The organism is Knoellia sp. p5-6-4 (assembly GCF_029222705.1).
Classification (GTDB): Bacteria; Actinomycetota; Actinomycetes; order Actinomycetales; family Dermatophilaceae; genus Pedococcus_A.
Genome location: NZ_JARGZF010000001.1, coordinates 164077 through 190676 on the forward strand (window position 1 = coordinate 164077; position 26600 = coordinate 190676).

Consider the following 26600-nt stretch of genomic DNA (forward strand, 5'->3'; position numbering starts at 1 on the left):
TCAGTCGACCAGGAGCGCAGGCCGCGAGACCCAAGCCTGGCGGCCTACGCGAATCGCCCTGCGTTGGCTCACCGAGCGCTGGTGTCCAGCATCGGCAACGCCGTCACCGCCATGGCTCGCCGCGTCCGTGGACGAACGTCCGCCAGGCGTGACCCCAGGGCACAACCGCCCTGATCACGACGACCAGCGAGCAGTTGACGATGGTCTCGCGGATGCCTTCGTCGACGTCACCGGCCAGAACGCGCGGCAGCGCAACTCGCCCGCGTCCTCCAACATGGCGTACAGCACCGGCGCCGCTCAGCCGACTACGTCGCCAGCATCCAGCTCACCGCCGCCTCGGCGTGGATGGCGGTGGTGTCGTAGAGCGGCATGGGCGAGTCGCTCGCGCCGACGAGCAGCGTGATCTCGGTGCACCCGAGGATGATCGCCTCGGCACCGCGCTCGGCGAGTCGATCCATGACCTCCCGGTAGCGCTCCCGGGACTCGTCACGGATGACGTCGAGGCACAGCTCGTCGTAGATGATCCGGTGCACGTCCGCACGGTCGGCCGCCTCAGGCACCAGGACCTCCAGCCCGTGCTGGCGCAGCCGGTCCGTGTAGAAGGCCTGCTCCATGGTGAAGGCGGTGGCCAGCAGGCCCACCGTTCGCCGGCCGTCTGCCACCAGGCGGGCGGCGGTGGCGTCGGCGATGTGCAGCAGCGGTATGCCGGTCGCGGCCTCGATCTCGTCGGCCACCTTGTGCATGGTGTTGGTCGCGACGAGCAGACCTTCGGCGCCCGCCCTCTCGAGGCCCTGGGCGGCCTCGACGAGCACCGCCGCGGTGCCGGCCCAGTCACCCTCGTGCTGCATCGCCGCCACGGCCGCGAAGTCCACGCTGTGGAGCAGCAGCCGGGCGGAGTGCAGCCCACCCAGCCGGGTGGCGACGCCCTGGTTGAGCAGCCGGTAGTACTCGGCCGTGCTCGTCCAGCTCATCCCACCCAGCACACCCAGGAGCCGCATCACGCCACCCTAACCCGGGGCCGGGAGCGCAGGTGCTCTGCGATGAACTCGGCGCCGTCCCTGAACGTCCAGCCGAGCCGGCTCCCCCGGCGTCCCTCCATGGGCACCCGGCCGCGCCCCCGTTCGTCAGTTGCACCCAAGGTGACTTGCCATGATGAGGCGTTGCGCCACGCGGCCTCGTAGTCATGTCACGTCATGGTCTTTGGTCCTTGGAGGTCTGGCGGGCGACACGCGGCGGCGAAACGATGGAGCCGCACCAGACTCTGCCGAGCCTGCGTGTCGATCTCGAACACATCGCCCAAGGAGGAGTCATGCCGACGATCATCGTGACCCACGAAGTCACCGACACCGACCGCTGGCTCTCATCGCCGAAGCGTGAGGAGATCCTGCCCTCATTGGGCGCCAGCAACATCCGGACGTTCGTGAACCCACAGGACCGGACGAAGGTCGGATTGGTCATGGACATCGCGGATCTCGACGTTCTCTTTGCTGGCCTGGAGCAGCCTTCGGACGAACTGGCTGAAGCGATGAAGTACGACACGGTTCGCCCCGAGACAATGGCAATCCTCGTCGCGTCCTGAACTCTGCGATCTCACACGCCGCTCTGCGGCTTCACCGGACCCCGCGACGGGCTGGACTTGAACCGGTTCCTCCGGCTCACGCAGACCACCACCGTGCACCACGCGGGGTGGTGGACGTCAAACAGGCAAGCGATCACGCGCACGCGAGAGGCACCCCCCGTGACACGAGCCACGTGGCCGCCAGGCTGGCTGCGCGGTGTCGATGTTGCGTGGGCATCCGACCTAGGAGGACCGATGGACAAGGCCCCAGCAGGGCGAACTTCAGGTACGGCTCGGCGTGCCGGACGTCGATGTGCCTTCGTCACCGCCGAAGGGCACTGAGCATGGCGGCGCTCGACGACCTTCTGCCCTTGGGCACCGGGTTGGAACGCTCGTACCCGGTCTGCGTCCGCGGCCGTGTGAAGTTCCGGGTCAAGCAGGTCGTCTACGTGGCGTTTTCCCTCGACGAAACCGTCATGGGCTTCGCGTTCCCCAAGGAGGAGCGCAAGGCGCTGCTCGAGAGCGAACCGCACAAGTTCCACATGCCGTCACCATCGGACCTGCGCTTCAACTGGGTCCACGCCGACCTTGCCGCAATGGAGCCGACCGAGGCCCGAGAGCTGGTCGTCGATGCCTGGCGCATGGTCGTGCCCAAGAAGATCTCCCGTGCCTACGATTCGGCGCACCCCGACGGACCAGGCTGAACCACGATCTCCCGACGGCGCAGGTCGCTCATTTGCCGCGCGGAACTCATGCTCCGAGGCCTGACAACAGAGATGGACAGAGCCTCGGGGACAGGACTTTGCGAACTGGTGCCTTGCCCGACTGAGCCGGAACCGGCCGCCAGCCGGCCTGAGCGAATCGTGCTGACTCGGTAGCGTGCCACCCATGCCCATCAAATTCGAGAACGTCGGGATCGCCGTCCGCGACCTCGAAGCGGCGATTGCCTTTTTCACCGATCTCGGCCTCACCCTCGTCGGCCGTGACACGGTCAGTGGAGAGTGGACCGACACCGCGGTCGGCCTCGACGGCAACCACGCCAACATCGCCATGCTCCAGACGCCAGACGGCAACGGTCGCCTCGAGCTCTTCGAGTACATCCACCCCGAAGCAATCGAGACGGAACCCACCCGGCCCAACGAGATCGGCATGCACCGCGTGGCGTTCTCGGTCGACGACATCGACGAGGCCCTCGATATCGCCGCGAGACACGGGTGCCGCCCGCTGCGCGCCGTGGCGACCTATGGGGATGTGTACAAGCTCACCTATGTCCGCGGCCCCAGCGGCATCCTCGTGATGCTCGCCGAAGCGCTGAAGAAGAGCTGACCCGGGGCCACGGGTCGGTCCTCGACAGCCACGCCGCGCAACGCTGCTACCGATCGCCCGGATCCCGCCTCCGATGAAGGCAGCCGGCCTGAGGACGTCCGAAGAAGCCCGACCGCTGCCCGCTGGCGCAAGAGGCGTCACTTCGCCGCTGGGCGGGCTCGGCCAGTCAGCTCTCCAGCTGCCTCACGATTCGCTGAACAGTGAGCCAGCTACGGGTGGTGATGTCCTTGCCGCAGGACCTCTCCAGCCACGACATGAAGCCAGAGGCTGCGCCAGGGTCGCTGTTGTCAGTGACGGCTAGAACGGCGCGAGCGGCGCGGTCATATCGGACAACCCGTGTGGACCGAACTGGCTCCGCCGCCATGACGTCAGGGGATAGCTGAGCGTCCTTGAGGAACGTTGCGGTGAGGTAGGTCCGACGATCATGCGTCAACCCGGGAAAGGGGTCGCTGTCCACGAGCGAGCGCAGTTCAGAGGAATCGCGGATGATCGTTCGGCTGCTGACACGGAGACTGCTGACGAGCGCCTCCTCAATCCGTGTCTCGAGCGAGGTCACGTCCGCTTCGGCCGTGCGGAACGTGATGTTGCCGCTCGCAAGCACCGACCCCACCGCCGTGAACCCGAGCCCCTCGAACACCCCGCGCAGCTTGTCATTCGTCATGTTCGCGCCGCTCGGGGCGATACCGCGCAGAAGTGCGACGTAGCGCTTCATGATGCCGACCATAGGTCAACCGCCCTCTGCAGCTCCCTTGGGCACCGCAAGCGGGACTGTGGAATCAAGCAGTCGGTCAACCGTCAGGCAGGACGCGGTCACCGCCGCGATCCGACAAGACAGCCCCTGGCCGGCCAGGCTCAACCAGATCAACAATGATGGGTACATCGTCGCGATCGTCAGCGGTGACTGGGCACGCAGCCTCACCTCAGAGCCCGTCACCGCCGCTTCGTGCCCGAGGAGGATCTGCTTGTGTCCACGTTCGTCATCGTCCCCGGAGCCTGGGATACACCCTTGACCATGGAGCCGGTCATCGAACCGTTGGCTTTGGCTGGCCACGACGTGATCGTCGTTGATCTGCCGTGTGGGAAGGCTGGGGCGACCCTGGAGGAGTACGCGGACGCCGTGCGCGCCCTCCTGCCCGATGACTTGACGGAGGTCGTGCTGGTCGGTTACTCGTTCGGGGGCTTCACCGCCTCCATGGTCGCCGTCGACCACCCCGACGTGCCGGTGGTCTACGTCGCGGCTTGGATCCCGCGGGATGGTTCCTCGGTGCTCGACCTCTTCGTGGGCGGCGATCCGTTCGAGGCCGGCGAGGAAGCAGGAATCGCCGCCTTCGACGGACTGGTACTAAGGGCCGGCCCTGGTTTGTGCGCCCTGAACATCGACATGTACGTCGCCTCATCCGAGCCTGCCGAACGGGACGCGGTACGGATCTACCTGGAACGGACGCAACGCGCGCAGGGCATCGCTGCGTTGCGCCAGAAGTGGCGCGGGAAACCACCGGCTTCTCGCCGCTGCACCTACATCCTGACGACCGCCGATACGCTGGTGCCGCCGGAGGCCCAACGGGTGATGGCAGCGTCGGTGGGCGCCGAAATCGTCGAGATCGCTGCGGACCACGGGATCTTCCGCGAGCAACCCGCGCGTCTCGCCGAGCTGTTGATCGCCGCCTCCCACTGACCTCCTACCTCGTCAGCACCTGGAGGACGAAGACGTCGGCACAACGACTCGGCCGCGGCCCAGGTCCCAAGCAGCCGCCGAGGTAGTACGTGGGCGAAGCGCGCGGAGTCTGTGCTGCCCTTCCAACAGGTGACTGCCTTCCGATGGAGGCGAGCAGCTCGCCCTTCGTGCCCTGGGCCAAGATCCGGCCTTTGCCGATGAGGACGAGTCGTCCGCGACCACCGCTGCCCCATGCCGAGCGAGTCGTCGCGGACGCGTCGTCCGGCCTCCCCCTCGGTCAGGCTCACCAGGTCGAGCATCTCGTCGACCCGACCGGCCCGCAGGCCCATGGTCTTCTGTGCGAGCGTGAGGATCTCGCGACCTGTGCGGCCACCGTTCTGGGCGGAGGCGTCGAGGCGCCGTACCGCTTGGTGACGCCCTCGACGCGGATCATCGCTCGTCATCCATTCCTTCGGTGACCGCTGACGGCTTGAAGCCCTTGACGACGAGGTAGATCCCCAGGCCCAGCTCCCAGAAGAACTCGGGGACCGCTGCCAGTATCTGCCAGGTCCCGTCGAGCTCGATGACGCCGACCATCGCGGCGGCACCGGACAGGATGATCAGCGGCCCCCCGACCAGCCCCAGGGCGGCCAGCTTGCGCGGCACCAGCCGGGAGCGGTACATCAGGTAGCCGAGGATCAGGCCGTTGCCGACCCCGACCACGAAGCTGGGCCCGAGCCCGAACGTCCACTCCTGGAGGGTGACGAAGGCGTCGCCGGTGACGCTCAGGCCGGCGGTCGCGCCCGCGTCGCCGCCGGCGTACGTCTGCCGCAGGGTCACGACCGTGAGCACGCTGAGGACGCCGACTGCGATGAAGACGGACTCCATGATCCGCGCCGCCACGTAGCTCATCGCAAGGCTCTCGTGCTGTCGTTTGAGGACCGGCCACAAGTAGGTGGCAGTGCCGATGTTCGCGATGATCAGCACGGCCTCGGAGACGGCCCCCCAGAGCACTCGAGTGTCCTCCCCGGGGCCGGTGACGTAGTCGCCGTCGAAGAGCGGTGGGTAGAACGCGAGCTTCGAGGCGATCGACGTGATGTAGGTGACGATGAACAGCCAGCCGACAACGGAAGCGGTGGTCCTCAGCGAGTTCCTGGGCACCGGCCCACGTCGGAGGGTGGGGGCTTTCTGGAGCGTGCTCATGGGGTTCTCCTTGTCGTCATGCGTTGGGTGGGCTGCTGTGCTGGCAGCTCATGGGAAGTCGACCTGGGCGACCGAGATGATCGGGACACCGATGTCCCGTACCTTGTGCAGGACGCCGTGCAGCGCCGCCTGGTCCGGAACGCGACCGCGAAGCACGGTGCTGCCGTCCTCGCCCGGGTTGAGGTCAAAGCCCTCGAACCACGAAGCCCAGCGAGGGTCCAGTCGACCGTCGAGGCGAATCTCGTACCAGCCGCCCGGCTGATCTCTGGTGGTCCGGTCCACTGACCGCTCCCTCGTCGTTTCCGCCCACCGGGTGTCTGGTGGGCTCCGGTTGATGTCCGGAACGTAGGAGTCAGGGTGATGAGGGCGCGTCATCACAGGTGACGAGCGCGGTGATGATTCGTGGATGAGGGCCAGGGACCAGCTTCCAGCGGCTCCCCCGCGAGGCGAAGCGTCAGAGGTCGAGCTGGTGGGCGCGACGCACCGCTGCACGTCGATTGTTGACCCCGAGCTTGGTGTAGATGTGCTGAGTGTGGGTGCGGACCGTGCTCAAGGAGACGCTGAGCTCGCGAGCGATGGCCGGCCCGTCGAGGTCGGACCCGAGCAGCCGCATCACCTCGAGCTCACGCTCGCTGAGCGGCTCGACGTACGAGGGCCGTGGGTCCGGGGTGTCCACCGGTCCTGCCTTCCTGGTCCTCGGCGAGTCGGTCCGACCGCCGCGTAGAGGTCCCCCCGCCGAGGACGCCGACCCACCGGCGGCCGCACGCACTTCAGCCAGGAACTGGGGGTCGCCGTCGAGGTCCTCCAGCTCGTCGAGGAGACCGTGCAGCCCCACGGCATCGTCGGCGATCACCCGAACCCACGCTTCGGGATGAGCCAGGGCGAGGGCCAGGTGCAGCGACTCGAGCGCCTGGGTCCGGTCGCCCACGACGTGGCGGGCCAGCGCCGTCAGGACGGCCACCTCGACGGTCGTACCGATCCGCCCACCGGCGTCAGCGGCCTCTCGGAGTCGTCCGAGGAGATGCAGGGCGTCGGCGATCGTCACGTGGTCCTGGGACAACGCGTACTCGGCGAGCAGGATCCGCGCAAGCGTGAGCTGCTCGTACTCGCGAACGTACGTGACGTCCTCGCGCGGAGACAGCCGTCGTTCCCTCGCCCACCGTCGCGCTGCGGCGAGGTCACCGGCACGGACCCAGAGCCGCGCGCGGGTCGCGCCCACCGGGCGCACGTTCGGTGAAAAGTCCCCGACGTAGAGGCGACCCGCCTCCTCGAGAAGGGCGTCGGCGCCACTCCAGTCGCCCACCGCTGCCCGCACGTCCGCCATGGCAACCCGCCACCGGTAGGGCTGCTGGGGCAGGCCGGCGCCTTCCCCCAGGTCGGCCGCCCGGTCTAGATGGCGAGCCGAGGTGGCGGCATCGCCGTACTGCCAGGCGACTCGGCCCAGGGCGACCCACATGTCGGCCGTCCCACGCACCACCGCGCCGGTGGTCGCCGATCGGGCGAGGCCCAGGGCCTCGGTCGCCAAGCGCTGGGCGTCGCCGAGCCGGCCAAGTGTGAGGGCCAGGTCCACGAGGGTCACCGTGCACCCCAGGACGTCGGCGACGTGCCCGGCTGCCGCGAGGTCGTGGGCTGCGGCCGTGTACGCCTCGTACGCGGACCGCAGGTCGCCAACCGCCCACGACGCCAGGCCCTTCAGCGCACGAGCGGCGGCCAGGGTGAGCAGGTCGTCGGTACCTGCCACGGCCAGGGCACCCTCGGCGTCGGAGATGGCGAGGTCGAGGTCACCGGCGACCAGCGCCAGTCCCGCCCGCTGGGTCGCGATCAGTGCCGGGAGCCGTTCAGCCTCCGCCCGGTCGCGCACCACCACGGCATCAGTCGGCCCTGCCAGCACCGCCTCCAGGTCGTCCAGTCGCTTCCCCACTCCACCAAACTCGTTGTCGGCCATCAACGCCGCGATGAAGATCCCCGCCAGCACCGGCCGCCTCTCCACGACCTCGTCGGGGATGATGTCGATCCACCTCCGGATCACGCCCTCGCTTCGTTGCCGGCGGAGGGCCGGGGCGGCGATCTCGACGAGGTCGGCGGCCCGGACCAGATCCCCGGCTGCCACCGAGTGCCGAACCGCCGCATCCATCTCGCCCACCTGCTCGAACCACGCGCTGGCGCGCCGGTGCAACGCGCTCACGTCGATGGACGTTTCGGTGAGCAGCCGGGAGCGGAGCACATCAGCGAACAGGTGGTGGTACCGGTACCAGTGGCGACGGTCGTCCAGCGGCACGATGAGCAGGTTCTGCCGCTCCAGCGCGACCAACGTCGACCCTCCGTCCTCTTGGTCGGTCACCGCATCACAGAGCGGTCCGCTCAGGCGCTCAAGCACCGACGTCTCGAGAAGGAAGCGGCGAACCGCAGCAGGTTGCCGGTCGAGCACCTCGTCGGCGAGGTAGTCGACGACGAATCGGTCGTCGCCGGCGAACCCGGAGATGAAGGCCGTCTTGTCGTCGCGGTCGCGCAGCGAGGCGGCCGCCAGCTGGAGTGCGGCGATCCATCCCTCGGTTCGGGCCTCGAGGGACGCGACGTCTGCGGTACTCAGGTCCAGGCCGTGGATGCCGTTGAGGTACGTGCCTGCTTCGTCAGCACTGAAGCGCAGGTCCTTGGCGCGCACCTCGACCAGCTCGCCCCGTGCGCGAAGTCGGGCCAACGGGAGGGCGGGGTCGGCACGGGTGCCGATGACGAGATGGAGCTGTGGCGGTCGGTGGTCGAGCAGGAAGGCAAGGTCGTCGCTGATCGCGGGGTCGTCGACGAGGTGGAAGTCATCGAGCACGAGGGTGACTTCGCCAGGGTGGACGCTCAGCTCGTTGACCAGGGCGGCGATGACACCCTCGAGGGTCCCGATCGCCGAGTCCAGGAGATCCAGTGCCGATGCGGCGGCGCCAGGGCTCGCCCGCTCCACTGCGTGCAACACGTAGGACCAGAACCGGCGTGGTTCGCCGTCACGCTCGTCGAGGGACACCCAGGCGACCGCGTGCCCTCCCGGTTGCTCGTCGAGGCCTGCTGCCAGCTGTGCCAGAAGAGTCGTCTTTCCGAAACCTGGTGGGGCCGACACCACGGTCAGGGCACAGGTGGAGGCACGGTCGACGATGTTGGTGAGGCGACGGCGCGGGACCAGGTCCCGGTGAGGCTGCGGAACGAGCAGCTTGTTCTCCACGAGAAGGTCACCCATCGGCGGCTCCCTTCGGTCCAAACCGTGCAGTTGGAGCGTAGAGGAGCGACCCCGGCGGCGTCTGCCCACCCCGAACCCCGGCATGCACTGGCTGGCCGGTCCTCCGCTCGCGGCGCTCCTCCTACTGATGCGGGCCCTGATGCGGCTCGGGTTCGTCCACAAACCATCCCTCAGCCCGACCCGACGACTCCCGCACACTTGGTCGCACCGAAGCCGCAGGTCCTCAGGCCACGCACCAGCCGGCAATCATGATCTGGAGCGCGGTCTTCCCGACCCTCACCGTGCTCAACCTGTCGATCGGCACCTGGTTCCCCGACGGGGGCCGGTCCTGCGAACCTTCGTGCTTGCCACCATCGCGGTGCCGATCGTCATCTACGGGATCATGCCCCGGCTGCACCGCATCCGGATGCGGCTCCTGTCGCGACGGGCCCACCCCGGACTGCCCATTGGCACCACACGCCGCCTGCTGGATGCTGGTCACTGGCCAGCTCCATCCGATGACGAGGCAGGCGGTATGGAACCACCTGATCCTGACTCGCCACGTCGAGGCGTCACCCTCGCGCCGCTCGACCCACCCCGGGCCGGGCGGCGGTTCATCACGCTGTACGCCCTGTCCTACGCGGGCGGGTCACTGCTCTTCCTCGGCCCGCTACTGGTGTCGCTGGCGCTGAAGGTCAACGACCTGGTCGGGATCGCCGACGCACCGAAGAACCTCTCCCTCGTCACGGGAGTCGGCTCCCTGCTGGCCATCGTGAGCAACCCGCTCTTCGGCCGCTTGAGCGACCGCACCACCTCACCGCTGGGCATGCGACGCCCGTGGATGATCGCCGGCCTGGCCGGCGGCACGATCGGGACGCTGACCGTCGCCCTCGCCCCCAACATCGGGGTCGTGCTCGTCGGCTGGTGCATCGCGCAGGTCTTCCTCAACGCCCTGCTCGCCGCCCAGGCCGCGATCCTGCCCGACCAGGTGCCCACCGTGCAGCGTGGCCTGGTCTCCGGCATCCTCGGCGTCTGCCTTCCGGTCGCCTCGGTGGCCGCCACCTACCTGGTCCAGGCCTTCGAAGGACGCCAGCTGATGACGTTCCTCGCGCCCGTGCTGGTCGGCGGCGTGCTCGTCGTCATCTTCACCACCTCCCTGCACGACCGTCGGCTCGACGTGGCCGACAGGCCGCCATGGTCGCTGCGCCAGGCGGTCGGGACGTTCTACGTCAGCCCACGAGCCAACCCCGACTTCGCCTGGGCCTTCATCAGCCGGTTCATGCTGGTCATGGCCTACGCCTTGCTGGTGACCTACCAGGCCTACTACCTGATCGACGAGGTCGGAGTCTCGCAGAGCGAGGTCGCGCACCAGATCTACCTCGGAACCCTGGCCCAGTCCCTTGCCCTCATCAGCGCCTCACCGCTCACCGGCCGTCTGTCCGACCGACTCCAACGCCGAAAGATCTTCGTCATCGCAGCCGCCGTGATCTATGCAGGGGCACTGTTCCTGATCGCCACGGCCCACGGGACCGGTGGCTATCTGGTCGGCATGGCCATCGGCGGCCTGGGCTTCGGCATGTACATGGCCGTCGACCTCGCCCTCGTCGTCGACGTCCTGCCCGACACCGGTTCTGCCGCGAAGGACCTCGGCGTGCTGAACATCGCCGGGGCCTTGCCCTTTGCTCTCGCGCCGGCTCTCGCGCCGGCCGTTCTCGCCATCAGGGAGAACAGCTACTCCGTCCTGTATCTCGTCGCGGGCACCTGCGCTCTCCTTGGAGCCCTCGCCGTTGTCCCGATCAGAAGTGTCCGATAGACGCCCCGGTCGACACCGCGCCTCGCCAGGCGCCGGTCCTGCGTCAATGAAACAAGCAGCCGAGTTGAGGATGTTGGTTCGGGTGTCGTGGCTGCGGCAACTTGGCCAGTCAGCGCGAACGAGCGCTGTACCGTCGCCTTATGCGATCACTGCGTCGCGTCGCGAGCACCTGGCGCTGGGCATGGCCGCTGCTGCTCGCCCTGACCTCAGTCACTGTGTTGTTCGCGATCACTCCTCCAGGTGGCCCGGGGTGCCCCTCGGTCTGGAGCGCGGCGCAGTACCACGGGCACGGGATGGGGCCGCACTTCTACGACTGTCGAACCTGGGGGGAGCAGACAGACGCCACGATCCATTGGGCATACCTCAGCTTGGTTGTCGGGCTAGGCCTGCTGTTCGGCGGGTACGCACTCGAAGGGCTGCTGCGCCAATCCCATCGCTCGTACGAGGCCAAGGACGAGGCCGCCTCGCTGTACCCGGCCAGGAGGTTGGTAGCGACCGCGCTGCTTGGCCCCAGTCCCACATCGTCAACGCGATGGGCATCTTCCGCACGTGCGTCAAGACATGGATCGACCGCTACGCAGCCGAGGGCGAGGCCGGGCTGCACGACCGGCCGTCCCGGCCGCACACCTGCCCACGACGGACCCGCCCCGAGGTCGAGCGCCGTAGGCCTACCGGCAGGTCTTCACCAGCAACGCCGAGCGCGCCGATGCCGTTGCGCCCTGGCTGGAGCACACTCGACGACGCCACAGCGCACTCGGCGGGCTACCCCGGATCAGCCGCCTGTGACCAAACTGATGGCCGGGTGCACCTAGCGCAGGTGCTCACCGGACCGATGTAGGCGTGGTGCCGGGGATACCTCGGCGCCACTGGCAGCCGAAGAGCGAGCCGCCGCGCGGTCCATCGACCCTAGGCTCTTCGTCACCGGGACGTCCGCCTGCAAGACGCGAGCTACGCCATCCCCGGGCCCGCAGGTGCACGCAGTGGCGGGCCCCTGCGGCATGTCCCGATGTGCGGACTCTGGCTCGAGAACATCAGAGCTGCACCATGCCGATCAGCGCCAAAGGGATGACTCCGACCAGCATGGCGATCAAGCCAAACCTCGCTGTCCTCCACTTCCATGGCTGGTTCCCCGGCGCCAGTAAGGGGATGCAGGCCAAGGCACCGGCCACTGTGAGGGCAATGAGCGCCCAGAACAGGGCTTCAACCAGGCGGATGGGTAATGCAGCTGCGACGTCTCTTGCAAACCATCCGACGACCGAGCCCAGCGCAAGCGAGGCGATCACGAGTGCGACGGGTTGAACGCCTTCCTGCTTGGTGCTTTCCTTCATGCCCACGCGTCCCGCTCCTCTGTTTCGATGACTCATCACTGGCTCGAGTGCGCGTCCCACAGTCGCTGACGCCCCCCGAAGGACCTATAGCTCGACGCCTCACCTGGCGACCGTCCCTGGGGCCTTCTCCAGGTGTGAGAGCTCGCCGTCCGCGCAGAACCTCGTCTGGGCGACGGCCGGGTCGCTGGGGCTGATGTGGGTCGATGACTTGTCAGCGTGCGGCCAGTCGGTGAACCGCTGCGCGGTCTCGTCGACCGCCAGGAAGTCCCCTCCTTCTTCCCCCAGCGACGACTCGGCCCATACCCCCATAAGCTGCTGGTCGATTCCTCGGACTCGGAACTGGGGCGCGACCAGGTAGATCGGTTCGGGGTCCGGCAGCCGGACCGCCCGTGACCGCGTCGTGTCCTCGACAGGACCCGGCTTGGCCCGCAAAAGGGCGTCGCCCGCACTGCCGCCTGCGGGAATGCAGTCCACCGGGGGTGTCGGCTGCTCCCGGGAAGCGGACGGCCGGGTGCAACCCGTCACAACGACAGCCGACAAGACCAGCGCCGCTGCCTGTGCGGGGCGTGGGCGCCACGGTGTCACCGTCTGCTTGCCCTTCATGGTGCCCTCAGATGCTCCGGGTCGATGACCGCCCGCCGGGGTCGGCGCCGCACCCGCACCGCGACCAGGGCGACCAGGATGAGCAGGAGACCAGCTGCGCCGACGCCGAGGGGCAGCGCGATACCGGGCCCGTCCGGGTGCTCGGGGGCCGCGAGGGGCGTGCCCGTCGGTGTCTGCCCGCGGGGTGCCGTCGAGGTGTGGGCCTCGACCAGGGTGCCGGGTCCGGTGACCGCCTCGACCTCGGCCACGAGCTCGTTGGACACGAGCCTGGTTCCGTCACACAGTGAGGCCCGCAGCTCACTCCTCGCACGTCCGGCAAGGACGAGGTACTCGGGCCCCTCCCGCACCCCGATGCCACAGGTCGCATCGCCAACAGGGGACCGCACGATGATCGTGGCGGAGGGCTCGTCCTTGAAGACCTCCGCCACGGCGACCTCGTAGGCCGCCCAGGGGTCGCTCCCCGTCCCGACCGGGTCGGGCACTTCGGTGAGGGTGCCACGCACCACCACGTCGGCGCGCTCCACCTGCTGCGCGGTGCTGTCATTCGGCGGGCAGCTGCAGGCGTGCGCTTCGGGGGCCGGCGCCGTCAGGACGAGGACGATCACCAGAGCCAGGAACGCGGGCACCCGCACCAGGAGGCGCGCTTCATCGTCCTCGGATGGCACCACGTGGCGCCCGGTTTCCCACCGACCGCTCCTCCGCGCCCACGGGAACACGGTATGCCGCCCGAACGACGTGCGCGGTCGGTTCGGTCATCACCTGCGAGTACCAGCAGAGGTCGGACGTCCTCATCTGCCTGACAACGCGTGGCGCCGAACAGCACGTCACACCGGGTGCGCCGATGCCCGCGCTCCTCTCGCGGTAGCCCCGAGCGCCGGCCACAGGGAACGGCAGCCGCCGTAGCGCATTGAGCTATCTGAAGGTTGTTACCGCCGGAACATCTGCGGGCGCCCATTCACGGGCGCAGCGTGGTCAGGGCTGATTGGGCCGCTGCGACGCGAGTGGCGTAGGCCGGGTCGTTTGCTCGGTTGGTCAGCTCATAAGGGTCGGCGCTCAGGTCGTAGTACTCCTTGAAGCCCTGCGCGTAAACGATGTACTTGGCCTGGACGCTCTTGACCGCCTGCCAACTGTTGGCCCGCCGGGGTCCTTCCATGTAGACCCATGTGCGGCTTGGGCCGCCTTGGGGGTCGGAGATGATGTTCTTCAGACTGATGCCGCGTGCAAGCGGCATGGTGATGCCCGCGAAGTCGGTGAAGGTGGGGGCGAGGTCGAGCAGGCTGACCTGTACGGCCACGCTCGCGGCTGGTCGCCCTGGCATCCGCACGAAGAACGGCATGGTGGCCAGTTCCTCGTAGGCGTAGGACTTGGACTCCACACGGTGGGATCCGAACCCGTACCCGTTGTCGCTGGTGAAGAAGACGACGGTGTTGTCGAGCAGCCCCTTTTGTCGCAGGTGTCCGAGGATGGCTGTGATGCTGTCGTTGACGGCCATCAGTGATCGGGCCTTGTTGGTCCGTTCCTGTATCCAGCGGGAGATGGTGGTCTGGTCCGCCAGCGGCAGGGCGCGGATCTCTGGCGGCTTGTCCGAGACGTCCACCTCGTTGAAGTTGGGTGGCCAGGGCGCGAGTTGCACTGCGGCGGTGGCGTACCGGTTCGGCGGTTTGGCGGGAAGGTGGGGTTGGTTGTAGCCCAGGTAGAGGAAGAACGGCTTGCCCACCGGCGTGCTGTTGATGAAGTTCTTGGCCGCCACCGTGAGGTAGTCGGCCGTGTAGTAGCCCTTGGACTCGGTCGCCTTGGCAGCAGACCCGTCGGCCCGCCAATAGTCCCATCCTGGCGGGACATTGGTGTTCGGCCGCGTCCAGGGGAAGTCGTTGAGGTACTTGCCGGCCAGGCCCGTCCGGTAGCCAGCGCCTCTCATAACCGTGGCGATCGTGCGGCTGTCGTTGAGGTTCATGCCATCTGCATTGGTCCGGACGCCGACCTCGCTGCTGTAGCGCCCGGTCAGGATCGAGGCCCGGCTGGGACAGCACATCGGCACCTCTACCGCAGCCGACGTGAAGTTCAGCCAGGTACCGTCGTTGCGGAACGTCAACGGCGCCAGCTCGTCCTTTCGCATGTCGTCGACAAGCAGGAACAGAACGTTCGGCTGCGAGCTGATCGCTTGCGCCTTGGGCGGTTCAAGGGCCGTTGCAAGGGTGCCGCAGAGGGCTGCACCCAGGGCAGCGACCGGCCACTTCATCGACCGTCTCATGCCCGTGACCTCCGGGTGGCTATAAACATCTCTCTTGGCAGTGGCTGAGAGGACCCCGCCCGTGGCTCGTGCGGAGTCTGTTCGTGCACCCACAACGTTAGGGAACCTAACGACGCAGGACTTCCCGCCCTCGACGTACTTGCAAACCGCGGCTCGTCATCGCGGTCGGAGGCAAGTCGTCGCCACAGGAGGAACTCATGACTCAAAGCGACTCGCAAGGGCAGCGAAAGCTGCCCCCTCAAGGTGTCATGACCCGGCTGGGGCACCCACGACTGCCCCTCCTCGATTAAGGACCAGGCACGAGCAACCATTACCAGGGACCGCGCCGCCGACTCCGAGGGGATAACCCGTCGAGGCTGGCGTGGAGCCGCCGCGCATTCCCGCACATGCTCCGGCACCTTCGTCACCACGCTGCTCGACACGTGATGGGGGCCGCAGCCTCAGGGTCGGGCGGCGCGCTTCGCGCAGGCGAGGGTCTCGCCTGATGAGGCCCTGCCTGACTTCTTCCCCGAACGGGAAGAGGTCAGCGGCGGCTCGGACGTCCACGCACGTCGACAAACGGCGCGGACACCGACTTCAGGCCGAAATCGGCACCGTTAGACGCGCACGTAGTCAGACAGCGGCCGATTCCTGACCCTCGAAGCAGCCCCACCACGAAGGCCCTGACCGGCGTCTCCGCTGGTCAGGGCCTATTAATCGATGTTAGTCGATACTGGGTTTGAACCAGTGACCTCTTTCCGGGTCAACGAGTTTCGTCCGTCCGCGGACGTCCGCCAGCGTCTCTTCTGAGCACGAGCTACTCCCCCACCGTCCGCCAACATCCGCTCAAGTCGGGCGTCGTTGTCACCCACGTAGTCACCCAGCCCGATCCCGGCTGCAGTCCCGAACCAGCAGCGCCACACGTGGGAAACGGAGCCCACGGGGACTGGGCTTCGTGCCCTGATCGTGGGCTCGCGGGGAGAGACGCACGCGGTCAGAGCGTCGCGCGCTGCCCAGCTGGGACCTTTGACTCAGCCACTAAGTGCGTCCCCTTCGCCGAGAATGGGCGCCTGACCGGACCCCGAGGATCGGTCCAGGTGCTGTGAGAGCCGATTAGTGGGTACAGATCGCAGGATATGGCCATGGGAGCCTGACCCGGTTTCCCGGACACGGTTGGTGTGGTGATCGGGGACATCCTGGGTGTTCGGTAGGGACTGGCGGGCCTGATACGTCGGCTCGTCTTGGCGGGTGCCAGTGACGCGGACGACGACGTTGCCGCGCTTGGGGGTCGGTGTCGACGATGCGGTGCCGAGCTGCGCATCCGATGACCTGACCTGCCGGTGGGGGCCCTGGAGGGCCCTACGCGACGTCCCAGTGGTAGTTGGTGTCCCAACGCCAGGAGGCCCACACCGCGGCACGAAGGCAGGTGCCTCCGAAACGACGGGACTGCTCTTGGGTTCACGCTTGCTGCCGGGCGCGAACGGCTTCGCGGTCCGGGCTGGTCGCCATGGTCGCCGACGGTGCGATGCGGGGCCAGGTCCAGGCGTACCGCACGATGAGGGCGAGAAGGATCAGTTCCAGTACGACGCCAAGGCCGTAGAAGTACAGCCAGGACTCGCCCACCGCGTTGAATGCCGTGACGGGGACGTAGAGCGAGGCCACGATGAGGTTCGTGATGCGGCTCGCCCGGGCGGGCAGCGTCATCGACAGCACGACCATGAGGATCGGGATGGCCACAAGGGTCAGCGCCGTGGTCGAAAAGGTCTGGGAGAGGTCGAACTCGAAGACCTTGCCGTCGAGGATGTCTTCGACGACGCCCGGCGTGAAGAAGTTGAGAATGTCCACGTAGGCGTACAGGAACATGAAGCTTGTCCACGTTGCGGCGAGCTTGGCTCTCACCGGGATCCGCTGGTCTTCCAGTGTGGCGGTGGTGGGTTGACGTGTTCTCATCATGGGCTCCGTTGCTGTGGTGAGGATCGGTGGGTCCACGATCGCTGAGCCCGGCGGCGGGCGCCTCGGCCCGGAGGCTGCGGTTCGCCTGGCCGATGGGATGGTCTACCTCTCGTTCCTTCGGCGGCTACGCCGAGGCGCGCCGATCCCTACGCTGGAGCCGTGGTCACTGTCCGGCGCTCCATCTGGCATGAGCCGCGGCCTGCTGACGCCCCACCCATCGGTCAGCTCGACTGGCTGCTGGTGGGCGTGTTCGCGGCCGCCGCCTTGGTCGAGGGCATCACTCGGCCGGGCTTGGCCTGGCGACCCCTTGTGACGGTGCTCGCCCTGGCGCTGATGCCTGCCCTGCTCTGGCGGCGGGGTCGCCCCCTGGTGGCCGCCCTGGTCGGATGGGGCGCCGTCGGGCTGCTCTCGGTCCTCCAGTTGACTGCGCGCGCCGGGGACCTCGGCCTCTATTCAACGATGGCCGTCCTGATTTTGCTCTACTCCCTGGTGCGGTGGGGCTCGGGCCGGGAGATGGTCTTGGGGACGGCGTTCGTGACGGTCGTCGTCGCGCTGGGGATGTACGTCTCTTCCGCGGGCTGGGCCGACGTTTTCGGCGGGAGCGTCCTCTTGCTGTTGTTCGTCGCCCTCGCGGCGGTGTTTCGCTACCGCGCGGACCTCTGGCATCGCCAACAGCGCGAGATCCGCAATCAGGAGCGGGTGTCGCTGGCGCGCGAGCTCCACGACACCGTGGCCCACCACGTCTCGGCCATCGCGGTGCAGGCGCAGGCCGGTGGCGTGGTTGCCGGGATCGAGCCTGAGAAGGCTGCCGAGGTACTGGCCGCGATCGAGTCTGAAGCGTCGCGAACCCTGGCGGAGATGAGATCCATGGTGCGGGTGCTGCGTGAGGAGGAAGCCGTCGCCTACTCACCGCAGCTGGGTGTCGCGGACCTGCCGGCTCTGGCGCGCGCCGACGCGACGCCCACCGTCGAGGTCTCGCTGGACGGTTCGTTAACCCGGCTGGCGCGACCCGTGGATGCCGCGCTATATCGGCTCGCGCAGGAGTCGCTGACCAACGCCGTACGACACGCCCGGAGCGCGACCCGCGTCGGGATCGACGTACGCCGGGAGGGCGACGCCGTCAGGCTGCGGGTCAGCGATGATGGACAGACCGAGCCGGGGCCAGCCCCGGAGCCTGGGTTCGGCCTGCTGGGCATGGCCGAACGCGCCCGGCTCCTCGGGGGATCGCTCTCCGCGGGGCCGGGGCCCGAGGGTGGCTGGGTGGTCGAGGCCGTGCTGCCGGTGGGGGCGCTGGCATGAGCATCCGCGTTGTCGTAGCCGACGACCAGGACTTGGTCCGGACCGGGCTGGTGATGATCCTCGGCGCGCAACCCGACCTCGAGGTCGTGGGGCAGGCAGCAGACGGGCTCGCAGCGCTCGACCTGGCGACCCGGCTGCGTCCCGATGTCCTCCTCGTCGACATCCGGATGCCCGGGCTCGACGGTGTCGAGGTGACGCGGCGCCTGGCCGGGCCAGACGTGACGGACCCGATGGCGGTCGTCGTGATCACCACCTTCGACCTCGATGAGTACGTCCTCGGCGCCCTACGCGCCGGCGCCCGCGGCTTCCTGCTCAAAGACGCCGGGCCGGAGCTCCTCGTGCAGGCCATCCACGCGGCGGCCAACGGGGACGCGCTGATCGCCCCCAACGTCACCCGCCGGCTGCTTGCGACCTTCGCCGACCAGGCGCCGGTGGTACCGGTCCAGCCCATCGACCCGCTCACCGAGCGCGAGGAGGAGGTGCTCGCGCTGGTGGCACGGGGCCGGACCAACGCCGAGATCGCCACCGAGCTCTTCGTCGGCCTGAGCACGGTCAAGACCCACGTCGCATCGTTGATGACCAAGCTCCGCGCCCGCAACCGCGTCGAGATCGCGATGTGGGCATACGGCACCAGACGCGTGCGAGCCGACTAGTGGGTACAGATCGCAGCGCAGGCCCGTGGGGTCCGGTAGCCCAGCGATGAGTGCGGCCGGTCGTGGAAGCCTGTGACAGCTGGGGACCTTGGTCCCTGTCGGGTGGCACCGTGAGGAATGAGACTGCGCGGGTCGGAAGAAAGAAGGTCTGGCCATGAGTCAGACGACAACACCGACGGGACCGACCCCCGGCCGCCAGGAGAGTTCGGTTCGGCAGGACGAGGCTCTCGAGCCGGAACCAGACCCTCGTTCCACCCGGGCACGACCCGAGGTGCACGGTGGTATCGACGTGGTCAATGGCGCCTTGCTCCGCCTGCAACTGGACGCAGCCGCTCACTGTGGCGCCGCCGCCCTGCCAGGCCGAGCAGGGCAGTCGTCACGATCCACCTGAGGAGGCCACCGTGCAAACCATCCAGCAAGCAGCTGCACAGTTCCTGTCCAAGAAACGGATCGCAGTCACTGGTGTCTCCAGAAGCGCCCAGAACCACGGCGCCAACGTCGTCTTCAACCGCCTGAGAGACCGTGGGTACGACGTGTTCCCGGTCAACCCGAACACTGAGCAGGTCGAAGGTGTAACCAGCTACCACGATCTGCACAGCATCCCCGGAGGCGTCGACGCGGTCGTGATCGCCACCGCACCCTCGAGGGCCGAGGGGACGATGCGCGAGTGCGACGAGCTGGGGATCGAGCACGTCTGGATGCACCGCTCCTACGGCGCCGGCAGCGTCAACGAGGCCGCGGCCACCTATGGACGGGAACACGGCATCACCGTGATCGACGGAGGGTGCCCACTGATGTTCGACCCGACGGCCGACTTCGGCCACAAGGTCATGCGCGTGGTCTACCGGAGCCACGTTCCCAGGACCGTGTGAAGGCTCGGTCATCGCCCACCCACGAAGGGGAAGACACCATGTCCTTCCTGGAAGTGACCGTCCGCGCCGAGGTGCGGCCGGGTCAGTTTGACGGCTTCAAGGCTGAGGCGGCCGAGATCGTGCGCCTCACCGCAGAGCAGGACACCCACACCTTGCGCTGCGACTGGTTCATCTCTGACGACCAGACCCACTGCCAGGTGCACGAGCTGTTCTCGGACGAACAGGGTTTGCTCGAGCACAAGATGCACACGATGGAGGCGACGACTCGCCTGTTCCGTGAGTACGCTTCCGGCCACCAGGCGACGCTCTTCGGCCAGGTCTCGCCCAGCTTCACCGACATCGTCCGAGCGCGCACGGGGACAGCGCCCCCCGTCTTCACCTTCCTGCAGGGACTCGACCCGAGCGGGCCCGGCGCCAGGACGGCCAGGCCCGAGGATGTGCGGAACCCGGCCGGCGAACGCCTCGAGGTGCATGCGCACATGCGGGTCCGACCGGGGCAGCTGGCGGGGTTCACCGCCCAGGCCGCCGAGCTCGTCGCGATCACTCGCGAACTGGACACCCAGACCAGCCGGTACGACTGGTATCTCGACGAGGACAGCTCCGTGTGCGAGGTTCACGAGGCCTACGTGACCGGCCACGGCCTGTTCGAGCACAACGCGCACATCGTGGGCGCGCGGGCGACCCTGTTCGAGCGCTACGCCGACGACCACCGGATGTCCGCCTTCGGCCACGTCTCACAGGAGCTCAGGGAGCTCGGCCGCAAGCACGCCGGCGGAATCGCCGTGTACTCGCTGCTGCAGGGCCTCGGAACCGCTGCCACGGTGTAGCAGGCCCAAGGGACACCAGCCATGACCCGCACGCGCCCACTGGAACGGGTGACCGCCTCCGACCCCTTCCTGCTGCTGTGGGAGGACTACGGGTGGCCCACCGACATTGGAGGGGTAGCCTTCCTCGACGGCACCGACCTCCTCGACGCGGGGGGCACCGTACCCATCGACAAGGTGCGACGCCACCTCGAGCCCAAGCTCAGCTCCGTGCCCCGCTCCCGCCAGGTGCTCCACCAGCCGCCACTCGGGCGGGGCTGGCCCCTGTGGGTCGACGCACCCTCCTTCGACCTCGCCGAACACGTCCGGGTCCGACCGCTGCCCGAGCCGGCCGACGAGGACCAGCTGCTGCGAGTCGCAGCGGCCCTGGCCGCCTTCGGCGCCTTGCTGGATCCGAGCGCTGACACGCCCAGCCCACCGGCACGATCCTGGTCCCCTAGTCCTGCGCCCACGCCAGCCCAGCTCCTTCGCGACAACATCGTCCGCCGGCGGAGTGAACTCGGACGGGCTCTGGCGGGACTCGCCCACCCGCGCGCGACGATCCGTCTGGCCCGGCAGGTGCTGCCGGCGTGGCGGGAGGTCCTGTCCGAGGCGCCCGCGCCGAGCACCAGCCTCAAGGTTCCGGTCAGTGCCGACCGGCGGTTCCTCGTCATCCGTGCCGAGCTTGGCACCGCGAGGCAGGTCGCGCGCTCACACGACGCCAAGGTCAACGACGTCCTGCTCACCGTGGTGGCCGCAGGCCTACGTGAGCTGCTGGGCAGTCGCGGTGAGGATGTCCGTGGGCTGGTGAGCAACGTGCCCGGTCCGCCCACGCCGCTGTTCCTCGCAGGCGCGAGAGTGCTGGAGATGTTCCCGCCCATGCCCACGATGGGCAACCTCACCCTTGTCGTCGGGGCGCTCTCGTATGCCGGACAGCTCACCATCACCGCGTCTGTCGACGCCCAGCACCGCGCCGACGCGGGGACGTTCACCCAAGGCGTCCGAGCGGCGCTCGACCACCTCACGCGCACGCTCGCGCGCGCTGTCTCATGAGCGCCAACGACGTGGGACCCGGCGGTCGGGCAGTCCGGGGTCCGGGCCCAGCCGCCGATGTCCCACCTGAGGAAGCACGCCACGTCGCGCACGAACCTGCGAATGACGCCCTGACGGGTTTCGTCCAAGCAGATGGATGCGAGCTGTACTACGAGCAACGGGGCGAGGGGGTGCCGATCCTGCTCATTCCTCCCGCGGGAACGACCGCCTCGACCTGGGGGCCGGTGACGCAGGAGCTGGCCCGGGTCGCGAGGGTCATCACGTACGATCGCCGCGGCTACGCCCGCAGTGCCGGCCCACCCGTCCGCACCGTCTCACGGCATACGGCCGACGCCGCCACGATCCTGGAACACCTGGCCACCACGCGGGCCATCGCCGTGGGAACCAGCGCCGGGGCCACCATCGCGGTCGACCTGGCCGTTCAACGGCCAGACCTCCTCCGGGCGGTCGTCGCGCACGAGGCTGCTTGGCGTGCCAACCGCCACGTGCCGACCCGATCCCAGCTGGCGTCTGTGGTCCATCTCGCCTGGCTGAGTGTCCTCAAGCGGCACGAGGAAGCGGCTGAGATCTTGCTGCGTGCCGCTTACTCCTACCGAGAGGGCGGCACCGCGTGGGACGCCTTCCCGGAGGAGTGGAGACGGATCGCCCGGGAGAACGCTCGAGCGGCGCTGTGGGACTTCCGCAACTCGATCGGTAACCACCCGTCCCCTGCGCAGCTCGCCACCCTCCGTCTCCCGGTCGTGTGCAGCTACGGCGCCCGCAGCCCCCGCAACATCGTCCGCCTGACCCGTGCTCTGGCGGCTGCCATCCCGACCGCGCGTACCCAGGAGGTCCCTGGTGCAGGGCACGCGGCACCATTTGATGCCACAGCCGACTTCGTCCACCTCATCACCGACGTCATGACCAGCAGTGCCGACGTCCGCGCCATCGACTGGTCCGCTGCTTCAGGACCGCGCTGGAACGAGCCTCAAGGGCGAGTCGGGGCGGTCGCAAGCCGCGCACCGACAGGGTTGAGGAAGGGATTAACGGCTCCGATCGAGGCCTTCACCCGGTGGCTCTACCGCGGGGGTCGACCGAACTCGCTGGCACGCGCCCTCAACGGTGCGTGGGCGCGAGTCTTCGCGACAGGTCGCGGCCCCACAGCGGTCGCAACCCTCGAGGTCGTGGGCCGCAGATCGGGACGCCCCGTGAGGCTGCCCGTCGTGATCGCCGACCTGGCTGGTGAGCGATACCTGGTGTCCATGCTCGGGGACGGCACCAACTGGGTGCGTAACGTCCGTGCTGCGGGCCACCGGGCCGTCCTCATCAAGGGCGGCCGAACACCGATCCGCCTGGAGGAGGTGCCGATCGAGCAGCGTGCCCCGATCATCAAGCGCTACTGCCAGGTCGCCACCAGCGGCCGCGTCCACATCCCCGTCGACCCCGCAGCGCCCGCTTCCGAGTTCGAGGCGATCGCCGCCCACTACCCGGTGTTCCGCATCACGAGGCTGCGCTGAGAGCAGACAAGCGCCACACCCTCATCATGCACCGGCGCACCCGCGGCATTCGCGTCGTCGAGGGCACGGCAGCCGTAGGGACGCTGCGCGCGAAATGCGGCAAAGTCAGCAGTGAGTGGCCGTGGTTCCGGTGGGTCCGACTCGCCCGCGAACACCTCCTCAGAAGAACACGCTCTTGACCGACCCCCGCCTGAACCCAGGAACCGGTCCGCGTGTGCCGGAGCCGACCTAACACCTCGAAGGCGGGCATCGCCACGCTCCGCCGGGCGCGAACCGCGCCATGACGGCATCCGCGACGATCCACCGCATCTCGCACACGCTTCCGGCTACTCAGCGGCGCCTCGAGAGCGGCTCACCGGCTCCTCGTGTTCCACGCCCACACCCTCCTCAGGGTGGGGCTAGGAGAAGTGGCACTCGGGCACGACGGAAGGCGTCAACCCAGGAGCCGAGCGCGAACACGGAAGAAGTCACGTACTCACTCAGTGCGCGGAAGGGGCCAACCCCGGCCTCTCGGGTCTGCTGCACGAACGGGGATCCTTGGCGCGGGTCAGACGTCACGCGCCGCGGCCGTCACTGCAGACCGTGTTCGTACGCGTAAGCGGTGGCGGCGGTGCGGCTGGGCAGTCCCAGTTTCGTGAGGATGTGGCTGACGTGGGTTGCCACGGTCTTCTCGCTGACAACGAGACGCTCGGCGATCTCACGGTTGGTGAGCCCCTTGGCGATGTGGGCCAGGACTTCTTCCTCACGGCTGCTCAGACCGCTGGACGGTGGGGCTGCGAGGTGCAACTCAGCCCTGGCAGCGGCCGCGTCGCGGACCGCGTCGAGGCGATCGAAGACGGCGACTGCACCGGCGAGCTCCATCTCGGCGCTGTCGTTGTCGCCAACCGCTCGGCACGCGGCCGCGATCAGGACCCTCGTGCGTGCGGCCTCGTAGGCCGCGTCCATCTCGCGCCATCCGGCGAGCGCTTGCCGAAGGGCGGTCTGGGCGGGTTCGGGCTGATCCTCCGCCAGGAGCACGGCGCCCAGAGCCTTCAGGTGCAGCGCGGTCGGCAGCGGCCTCCCGAGCGCGCTGGACACCGTGCCGAGCTCATCGGCGGCAGCTCGCGCGTCGGTGACATCACCGTCCGCGAGGGTGATCTCGACGTAGCCGGCAGCCAGTCGAGCGCGGGACATCGGGTCACCGGCCTCGCGATAGGCACGCCGGATGGCGGCAGTGGCCGCCTCGACCCTTCCCGTGGCCAAGCGCAGCAGCGCGAGCCCCGGCTGCGGATCGTGACCGAGCTCGCTGGCCAGCCGGAACTCGGCCTCGGCTGCGCGGTCTTGGGCACGGACCCGGTGCAGGTCGCCCTTCAGGTAAGCCGCGGCGCCCAGGGCCGGATGCCCCGTCGGCTGCGCCAGGCGTCGGCAAGCCTGCTCGATCTGATCGGCCGCGGCGTCCCAGTCGCCGCGAAGGTACAGCATCTCAGCGCGATGGAGAAGGCACTGACCTCTGTACAGCATGAGCTCTGGCTGGCTGTCGACCCAGTGGCTCAGCGAAGCGGTCCACGCGTGGGCGCGACGGACGTCCAACAGTTCGTTGCAGCCCTCGATGACGGTGCAGTAGGCATCGCCGATGGCGACCGCCGAGACGTCGTTGGCCTCGATGGCGACCATCCCCTCGTCGAGCAGCGCAACCCCTTCATCCACCTGGTCGAGGTAGATGAGGCACCTGCCTTCGCCGATGCGTGCCAGCGCTGCGAGTTCTGGATCGTGGAAGAGGACGCCGATCTCGGCCGCCGCGTGGAACGCCTCATACCCGGCGCTCACGTCGCCGGAGAACGTTGCGCGCATCGCGTTCGCGTAGCGCAGGTAGCCGCGTTCGACGCAGTCGATCTTGCGGTCGTCCAGCAACCGCTGGGCGCGGTCGATCCAACCGCCTGCGCGCGCCAAGTCGCCGTCGTTCAACAGCGCGAAAGCCAGCCAGAAGGCGCACCGGACCGCCCGTGCGATGTCGCCGCCGTGGGAACACTTCTCGTGCGCATTGATCCAGGCGGCCCGGCTCTCGTCGCTGAGTCCGGCGAGATAGGCCGCGGACGCCAGCCGCTCCAGATCGTCGACCTCAAGCGGCTCCACGACTGCGGCCGCGGACAACTCGTCGTATGCCCGCCGCCAGGCCTGTCGGTTGAACGCGTCCCGTGCGCTTCCGATGCCGGTGCTGCCCACGGGCTCATTGTCGCGCGACTACGGCGCCTACGCCCAGAATGACGCCGCCTCGGCCGGCCCCGCCGCGATGAACCACATCTCCCGGATTCGACCGTCGTCGAACCGGTAGATGAAGGAGTCATGCATCTCCAACGTCCGCCCGTTGCGGCCAAAGACGGCGCGTTCCCACTCCGCCCCCCATTCGTCGTCAGCCAGGCAGAACAACTGCTCGAGCTTCACGTCCCCCTCGGTCAGCTCGAAGACGGTGCGAAGGGCTGCCAGCAAGCCGTCGACTCCGTAGTGGTCGCCTGCGAACGGAATGGGACCGCGGCCGTGGAAGACCATGTCGTCGGCGAAGATTCGGGTCAGCGTCTCGCGGTCGTTGTCGACGATCGCCTGGGTCATCCGGGCAATGGCCGCAATATTCGGGTGGCTGCTCATGGTGTCCTCCTTCGCTCGGGCTACCTCACGAAGCCACAGTAGGAACCACATACCGACTGCCACATCGGGAACACTGACGATCCCGCGACAAGGACCGATCAGCAATTCCACTGATCCCGAGTGCGGATTCTTGGCTGGACCACCGCGGCTTTGCCCCTTGCGATAGGTGACCTCCTGCGGATGGAGGCTCCCGCCCGGCGCCTCGACTTCACAAATATCTGTATCACCACCTAGCTGAAGCGCCCCGAGTTCACTGCCGCACCGATACGAGTCGCAGTGCTCGGTGGAGGTCGCCGGAGTGGAACACTCGACGCCCCACCTGACGCATCGCGCCCCTCCGACTGCGCCTTGCACTCCCCCGCGCATTTTCGTAGCTGGCGAGTTCGTCGACACGGTGGCCGGCATTGCGGACCCACGCACGGAGATCGTCGGGCCGCGCGCGCCCGGCGGAGGGACCTGGATCGAGCTCTCCAGCTCCCTCAGACCGGCGCACCAGCCCGGATCGCCCACCGCGATCGCCACGGAGCTGGGCTTGGGCAATACGCCGACGGCCGCCAACGTTCTCTTCTGAGCACGAAGTACTGCCCCCATCCGGACGCCCGGCGCCCACCCATTAGGGGCGCCCCGCGTCGCGCACAACGATGCGGCCCAACCTTGGCGCTTCACGTTGCTGGGGGTGAGCGGCCCAACTGTTGGCGCGCTGGAGCTGGCCGAACTGTCTGCCGTGACGGACGCTGTGAGGCTTGAGTGGCTTTGCCCGTCACGGCGCCGCCGTCGTGCTCGTGGCCCGCAGCCAGGTGCCGGCCGTCAGGACGGACGCGGATCCCAGGTCGACCGGGATGACGACCGCCGCCGTCGCTACGGCAGACGGATGATCTGCCGCAACGACGAGCCGACGTCCACACAGGATGCGGCGGCATCGGGACCTCGTGTGC

24 protein-coding genes and 1 pseudogene are annotated in these 26600 nt (G+C 68.3%); 12 read left to right on the forward strand and 13 right to left on the reverse strand.

What is annotated here, in order from left to right:
- Nucleotides 1-305: 305 nt before the first annotated feature.
- Nucleotides 306-998: an aspartate/glutamate racemase family protein gene (locus P2F65_RS00825; protein ID WP_275803212.1), complete on the reverse strand. Its 693-nt coding sequence runs from the start codon at nucleotides 996-998 to the stop codon at nucleotides 306-308.
- Between the two features lie 311 nt (nucleotides 999-1309).
- On the opposite strand from P2F65_RS00825, the gene P2F65_RS00830 reads away from it, so the two are divergent.
- From P2F65_RS00830 to P2F65_RS00840, 3 genes are all read left to right on the forward strand, one after another.
- Nucleotides 1310-1579, forward strand: coding sequence for a hypothetical protein (locus tag P2F65_RS00830; RefSeq protein WP_275803214.1), 270 nt, complete (start codon nucleotides 1310-1312; stop codon nucleotides 1577-1579).
- Nucleotides 1580-1902: 323 nt separating this feature from the next.
- On the forward strand, nucleotides 1903-2262 hold the full coding sequence (locus P2F65_RS00835) for a hypothetical protein (RefSeq protein WP_275803216.1): 360 nt from the start codon (nucleotides 1903-1905) through the stop codon (nucleotides 2260-2262).
- A gap of 184 nt (nucleotides 2263-2446) precedes the next feature.
- Entirely contained in the window at nucleotides 2447-2884 is a 438-nt protein-coding gene (locus P2F65_RS00840) for a VOC family protein (protein WP_275807184.1), read from the forward strand.
- A 166-nt stretch (nucleotides 2885-3050) separates the two neighbouring features.
- Here P2F65_RS00840 and P2F65_RS00845 read toward each other — a convergent pair whose 3' ends face one another.
- The gene (locus P2F65_RS00845; RefSeq protein ID WP_275803218.1) at nucleotides 3051-3596 is read right to left on the reverse strand and encodes a DUF1697 domain-containing protein; all 546 of its coding nucleotides are present in this window, start codon (nucleotides 3594-3596) and stop codon (nucleotides 3051-3053) included.
- 252 nt (nucleotides 3597-3848) lie between these two features.
- Between P2F65_RS00845 and P2F65_RS00850 the strand changes: the two genes are divergently transcribed.
- On the forward strand, nucleotides 3849-4559 hold the full coding sequence (locus P2F65_RS00850) for an alpha/beta fold hydrolase (RefSeq protein ID WP_275803221.1): 711 nt from the start codon (nucleotides 3849-3851) through the stop codon (nucleotides 4557-4559).
- 429 nt (nucleotides 4560-4988) lie between these two features.
- Here the strand turns inward: P2F65_RS00850 and P2F65_RS00860 are convergent, their stop codons facing one another.
- From P2F65_RS00860 to P2F65_RS00875, 4 genes are all read right to left on the reverse strand, one after another.
- Nucleotides 4989-5741 (reverse strand): DUF4386 domain-containing protein, encoded by a 753-nt coding sequence (locus P2F65_RS00860; RefSeq protein ID WP_275803223.1) that lies wholly within the window; start codon nucleotides 5739-5741, stop codon nucleotides 4989-4991.
- A gap of 48 nt (nucleotides 5742-5789) precedes the next feature.
- Entirely contained in the window at nucleotides 5790-6023 is a 234-nt protein-coding gene (locus P2F65_RS00865) for a hypothetical protein (protein WP_275803225.1), read from the reverse strand.
- A gap of 172 nt (nucleotides 6024-6195) precedes the next feature.
- Complete coding sequence (locus P2F65_RS00870) at nucleotides 6196-8961, reverse strand: LuxR C-terminal-related transcriptional regulator (RefSeq protein ID WP_275803227.1); 2766 nt, start codon at nucleotides 8959-8961, stop codon at nucleotides 6196-6198.
- A gap of 223 nt (nucleotides 8962-9184) precedes the next feature.
- Entirely contained in the window at nucleotides 9185-9442 is a 258-nt protein-coding gene (locus P2F65_RS00875) for a hypothetical protein (RefSeq protein WP_275803228.1), read from the reverse strand.
- A 33-nt stretch (nucleotides 9443-9475) separates the two neighbouring features.
- Between P2F65_RS00875 and P2F65_RS00880 the strand changes: the two genes are divergently transcribed.
- Nucleotides 9476-10753: an MFS transporter gene (locus P2F65_RS00880; RefSeq protein WP_275803230.1), complete on the forward strand. Its 1278-nt coding sequence runs from the start codon at nucleotides 9476-9478 to the stop codon at nucleotides 10751-10753.
- 496 nt (nucleotides 10754-11249) lie between these two features.
- Nucleotides 11250-11396, forward strand: a pseudogene (locus P2F65_RS00885) (leucine zipper domain-containing protein); the annotation flags it as partial.
- A 388-nt stretch (nucleotides 11397-11784) separates the two neighbouring features.
- Here P2F65_RS00885 and P2F65_RS00890 read toward each other — a convergent pair.
- From P2F65_RS00890 to P2F65_RS00910, 5 genes are all read right to left on the reverse strand, one after another.
- Nucleotides 11785-12087, reverse strand: coding sequence for a hypothetical protein (locus P2F65_RS00890; protein ID WP_275803232.1), 303 nt, complete (start codon nucleotides 12085-12087; stop codon nucleotides 11785-11787).
- 93 nt (nucleotides 12088-12180) lie between these two features.
- Complete coding sequence (locus P2F65_RS00895) at nucleotides 12181-12684, reverse strand: hypothetical protein (RefSeq protein ID WP_275803234.1); 504 nt, start codon at nucleotides 12682-12684, stop codon at nucleotides 12181-12183.
- Nucleotides 12681-13352 (reverse strand): hypothetical protein, encoded by a 672-nt coding sequence (locus tag P2F65_RS00900; protein WP_275803236.1) that lies wholly within the window; start codon nucleotides 13350-13352, stop codon nucleotides 12681-12683. The genes P2F65_RS00895 and P2F65_RS00900 overlap by 4 nt, the downstream gene beginning before the upstream one ends.
- 287 nt (nucleotides 13353-13639) lie before the next feature.
- Complete coding sequence (locus P2F65_RS00905; protein ID WP_275803238.1) at nucleotides 13640-14923, reverse strand: sulfatase-like hydrolase/transferase; 1284 nt, start codon at nucleotides 14921-14923, stop codon at nucleotides 13640-13642.
- Between the two features lie 1449 nt (nucleotides 14924-16372).
- Nucleotides 16373-16903 carry a DUF6326 family protein gene (locus tag P2F65_RS00910; protein WP_275803240.1) on the reverse strand — a complete coding sequence of 177 codons (531 nt, stop codon included), beginning with the start codon at nucleotides 16901-16903 and terminating at the stop codon, nucleotides 16373-16375.
- Between the two features lie 123 nt (nucleotides 16904-17026).
- On the opposite strand from P2F65_RS00910, the gene P2F65_RS00915 reads away from it, so the two are divergent.
- From P2F65_RS00915 to P2F65_RS00940, 6 genes are all read left to right on the forward strand, one after another.
- Nucleotides 17027-18166, forward strand: coding sequence for a sensor histidine kinase (locus P2F65_RS00915; protein ID WP_275803243.1), 1140 nt, complete (start codon nucleotides 17027-17029; stop codon nucleotides 18164-18166).
- A complete protein-coding gene (locus P2F65_RS00920) occupies nucleotides 18163-18819 on the forward strand; it encodes a response regulator transcription factor (protein ID WP_275803245.1) in 657 nt (218 codons plus the stop codon). The genes P2F65_RS00915 and P2F65_RS00920 overlap by 4 nt, the downstream gene beginning before the upstream one ends.
- Nucleotides 18820-19157: 338 nt before the next feature.
- Complete coding sequence (locus tag P2F65_RS00925; RefSeq protein WP_275803247.1) at nucleotides 19158-19691, forward strand: CoA-binding protein; 534 nt, start codon at nucleotides 19158-19160, stop codon at nucleotides 19689-19691.
- Between the two features lie 38 nt (nucleotides 19692-19729).
- A complete protein-coding gene (locus tag P2F65_RS00930; RefSeq protein WP_275803249.1) occupies nucleotides 19730-20518 on the forward strand; it encodes a hypothetical protein in 789 nt (262 codons plus the stop codon).
- A gap of 21 nt (nucleotides 20519-20539) precedes the next feature.
- On the forward strand, nucleotides 20540-21547 hold the full coding sequence (locus P2F65_RS00935) for a wax ester/triacylglycerol synthase domain-containing protein (protein ID WP_275803250.1): 1008 nt from the start codon (nucleotides 20540-20542) through the stop codon (nucleotides 21545-21547).
- 170 nt (nucleotides 21548-21717) lie between these two features.
- Nucleotides 21718-23043 (forward strand): alpha/beta hydrolase, encoded by a 1326-nt coding sequence (locus P2F65_RS00940; RefSeq protein WP_275803252.1) that lies wholly within the window; start codon nucleotides 21718-21720, stop codon nucleotides 23041-23043.
- A gap of 570 nt (nucleotides 23044-23613) precedes the next feature.
- On the opposite strand, the gene P2F65_RS00945 is transcribed toward P2F65_RS00940, so the two are convergent.
- A complete protein-coding gene (locus P2F65_RS00945) occupies nucleotides 23614-25245 on the reverse strand; it encodes a helix-turn-helix transcriptional regulator (protein WP_275803254.1) in 1632 nt (543 codons plus the stop codon).
- A gap of 27 nt (nucleotides 25246-25272) precedes the next feature.
- Nucleotides 25273-25665, reverse strand: a complete 393-nt coding sequence (locus P2F65_RS00950) for a nuclear transport factor 2 family protein (RefSeq protein ID WP_275803256.1) — start codon at nucleotides 25663-25665, stop codon at nucleotides 25273-25275.
- Between the last annotated feature and the right edge of the window lie 935 nt (nucleotides 25666-26600).